At 64.6% G+C, this 2,052-nt stretch carries 3 protein-coding genes and 1 pseudogene; all 4 read right to left on the bottom strand.

What is annotated here, in order from left to right; all coding sequences use genetic code 11:
* Positions 1–252 precede the first annotated feature (252 nt).
* Positions 253–1,029: a glucosamine 6-phosphate synthetase gene (locus PLE19_24040; GenBank protein HPD18018.1), complete on the bottom strand. Its 777-nt coding sequence runs from the start codon at positions 1,027–1,029 to the stop codon at positions 253–255.
* Position 1,030: 1 nt separating this feature from the next.
* Positions 1,031–1,237, bottom strand: a complete 207-nt coding sequence (locus PLE19_24035; protein ID HPD18017.1) for a DUF5049 domain-containing protein — start codon at positions 1,235–1,237, stop codon at positions 1,031–1,033.
* A gap of 4 nt (positions 1,238–1,241) precedes the next feature.
* On the bottom strand, positions 1,242–1,664 hold the full coding sequence (locus tag PLE19_24030) for a hypothetical protein (protein HPD18016.1): 423 nt from the start codon (positions 1,662–1,664) through the stop codon (positions 1,242–1,244).
* Positions 1,658–1,987, bottom strand: a pseudogene (locus PLE19_24025) (amidoligase). Before PLE19_24025 ends, PLE19_24030 begins: the two are co-directional and overlap by 7 nt.
* Positions 1,988–2,052: the final 65 nt, after the last annotated feature.

Below are 2,052 nucleotides of genomic sequence, written 5' to 3'. Positions count from 1 at the left end.
GCCGAAGAAGCCGGCGATGGCCTCGAGGGCCTTCCCATACGTCCTCACGGTGTGCACGTTCTTCCCGGCCGCCCGCAGGTGCTCGAGGTACTGCGGTGCGGCATCCTTCAGGGTCAACTGGCCGGGCATCATGTCCTCCTTTCAAGAGGGTGCCCTGCTGGGTTGTGGCGGGCCGCCACGTCGGCGGCCGCTCGGCCACGTGTGTTGTGAACATAGGGGCTTCGGGGCAGCAGGAAGTCAAGAACAATCTCGTCAGGATTCTTCATCTCGTGAGAGGGTCCATCGCATCGGGGAGAGGAAGAACACATCCTGCTGGGTGAAGTCGAGAAGGCTGCTGACGTCGAAGGTCGAGAGGGTGAATGGGTCGAGGTCGAGCATCCGGTGCGGCTCGCGGGCGAGGACGGAGGGGAGCATCCAGGCCTCGCTGGCGTAGAAGACGGCATCGAGGCGCCGCGCGTAGGCCGCATCGAGGGGCATGTCGCCTTTGAGGAGGCGGACCCTGCCCGGCTCATCCCGCCGAACCCACGCAGCGGAGATGGTGCCCTCGCATCGGGCGATGAGCGTCTTGAGTTCCTCGTCGTCCTTTGCTCGCTCCACCATGCGGAAAAGCACTTCGGAGTCGACTTCGGCGGCCCGGGGCAGCTCAAGCTCGTGGAAGAGAGCGTCAGCGTTGCGGATGTGACCCTGGTGGGTCCCCGCCACGCGGTTGCCGACGAGGATTGGGTGGTTGTTGGCGTTGTTCCTCTCGCTGCCTTGCGTCTTGTAGCGCGTGTGGCCGAGGATAACGGTCACCGCGTTGTCAAGCTGGAGGGTGTGCCAGTAGTTCTCGGCCTGGATCAGGCTGCAGGCAGCGATGGGGCGCTTGAGCACGGCGGCGGACCCGTCCTTGCGGAGGACGGCGATGCCCGTCGCATGGTGCCCTCGCTTCTGGTTGAGCAGGAGCAGGCCGGTGAACAGAGTCCGGATGGTGACCAACTCGTCGCGTTTCCGGCGCTTGCGGCCGAGGATGACACCTGTGAGTCCGCACATGCTACTTCTCCTCCTCTGCCTCGAAGCCTTGGAAGATGCCGGCCGCGAATTGCGCGCGCTGAGCCTTGACCCACCGCGCCGCCTCCTCGAAGCCGAACTCCTCTGCAAGCTGGGCAACCACACGGTGGTCGAGCATGTTCGTCAAGCCGGAGCGGCGCACGGCATCGAGGCCATCGAGCACGGCTTTGGGCACTTTCACCTTCGACATCTCACTACTCCTCCTTCGCATCGAGTCCCAGACGGCGGTCCAGCTCCGCGAGTTCGTCTGGCGTGAGGCGCAGCTTGGGGCGCAGGAACTCCCACGCGCCGGGCAAGTCGTCGGCGTTGAGCAACCTCGCCGTCTCGCGGACCATGTACTCCACCTGGTCGAGGTCGGCCCCAGAGAGGCGGTGGAGCTTCGCCAGGCCCAGGCGGTCAAGCTCGCGGATGAAGGACTCGCACCGGTCGTCGAGCTTCTCACCGGCCACGGCAAGAGCGATGCCGTCGACCTCCCTGAGCCGGTCCTGGGCGATTGCGATGTAGTGGAACACGTCCTTCGCGTCGCTGAACATCGAGGCGCCCTTCATCGCACGGACGAGGTCCAGGGCAGTCTCGCCCTCGAATGCCTCGCCATCGCGCAGCGTGAGTCTCAGCACGGCTGTTCTCCTTCTGCTGGGTGTGCGGGGTGTTCTTCTGCTTGGCTGCTGGGTGCTGTGTCGGGGGTTGTGGGCGTGAGCCGCGGAGCCGGCCGGCCGTTCTTCCAGGCCGCGCTGCCCGCGAGGTTCGCAAGCAGGTGCTTCCGACACGTCTTGAACTCGTCGCCGATTAGCCCGAGGTGCAGGAGGAACACCCGGAAGTCGTACTTATCGCTCGTGCCGTTTGCCCTTCTCCGCTTGCTGGAGGCACCACGCGAGTTGATCGCCTTCGCGGCCAGGGCGAGGCAGAATTGGCAATAGCCTTTTGTGCGTCCACTGTGAAGGTATCCATTGAAGGCGCGGTTATGCGAAGCTTCGCATAACCGCGCTTATGCGCAGTTGCGAATTA

This window comes from Planctomycetota bacterium (assembly GCA_035384565.1).
In the GTDB taxonomy this organism is placed as follows: domain Bacteria; phylum Planctomycetota; class PUPC01; order DSUN01; family DSUN01; genus DAOOIT01.
This window is presented reverse-complemented; position numbering and strand designations above follow the sequence as displayed.

Bases quoted from the DNA above. Each gene is read 5' to 3' on its own strand.
- PLE19_24035 (HPD18017.1), bottom strand. From the start codon at position 1,237: ATGTCGAAGGTGAAAGTGCCCAAAGCCGTGCTCGATGGCCTCGATGCC.
- PLE19_24040 (HPD18018.1), bottom strand. From the start codon at position 1,029: ATGTGCGGACTCACAGGTGTCATCCTCGGCCGCAAGCGCCGGAAACGC.